We start from the raw sequence: 1,008 nt of genomic DNA, 5'->3' as shown, positions 1-1,008 counted from the left end.
GCGCGCGCGCGCGCGCGCGCGCCCCCCCCCCCCCCCCCCCCCCCCCCCCCCCCCCCCCCCCCCCCCCCCTATCCCCCTGTGTGCCTTGGCAGGTCTCAGGCGCCGGCCGCGCGCAGTGCGGCGTCCATCTGCCGGACGCTGTCGGCGGAGTCGACCCAGGAGGTGAAGGCGAATTCGGGGTCGTGGTCGAGTTCGGCGGCGAGCCAGGCGAGTCCGGCGGGGTCGAGCAGGGTGTTGGCGAGCAGCAGGCGCTGGACGCCGAAGGCGCGGGCGACGCGCAGTTGGGGCAGGTTGGCGAGGGTGATGGCGTGGGCGCCGGCGGCGAGTTGGGCCTGCCAGAGGGCGGGGGCCATGGTGGTCTTGCCGTGCGGGGCGAGCAGCACGCCGGTCTCGCGGCACCAGGCGGCCATGGTGTGCAGGTTGTGGTCGAGGGCGGCGGCGTCGAGGGTGAGCAGCGGGGTGCCGAGCCCATCGAGGGTGGGGCCGGTGGCGAGCCAGTCGCGGACGGTGCTTCCCCAGGCATCGGCGGGGACGGCTTTGAAGCGCCAGTCGAGGGTCTCGTCGGCGAGGGCGGCGACGGCGGCGGTGTCGATGCCCGGCCCGGGGGCGGGGTCCGCGAAGCTTCGGTGTCCGGTGTGCTGTTGTGCTGCCGTGGTGCCCATGACCGTGCCTCCGTTCCACTCCCGGCTCGCCCGACGAGCTGGGATGTTGCAACATGTGCAACCTCTATTGCGCATGTTGGTGTTACGGTTCTAGCATTCACGCCGGACGGCGGTCAACGGACCGCGACACGGCCCGTCCACCCTCCCACCTGGTGCGCAGCACCCTGGCTCACCGCCGAGCCGGGGCGGTGCGGGCCGTCGCGGTGGGGCGGGGAGCGCGGGCCCCAGGGTGAGGGAGCGGGATTGATGGCGGATCAGGACGGCGGGGCGGCGACCGCCCGGGCGGTGTGCCTGGGCGAGTCGATGGCGGTGCTGCTGCCCGACCGGCCGGGACCGTTCGAGGCCG

General features: G+C 75.1%; 1 protein-coding gene. It reads right to left on the bottom strand.

The window, feature by feature from the left end:
• Positions 1-95: 95 nt before the first annotated feature.
• Positions 96-662: a type III PLP-dependent enzyme domain-containing protein gene (locus KCH_RS45285; RefSeq protein ID WP_244305508.1), complete on the bottom strand. Its 567-nt coding sequence runs from the start codon at positions 660-662 to the stop codon at positions 96-98.
• Positions 663-1,008 lie beyond the last annotated feature (346 nt).

This window comes from Kitasatospora cheerisanensis KCTC 2395, from assembly GCF_000696185.1.
Lineage (GTDB): Bacteria > Actinomycetota > Actinomycetes > Streptomycetales > Streptomycetaceae > Kitasatospora > Kitasatospora cheerisanensis.
This window is presented reverse-complemented; position numbering and strand designations above follow the sequence as displayed.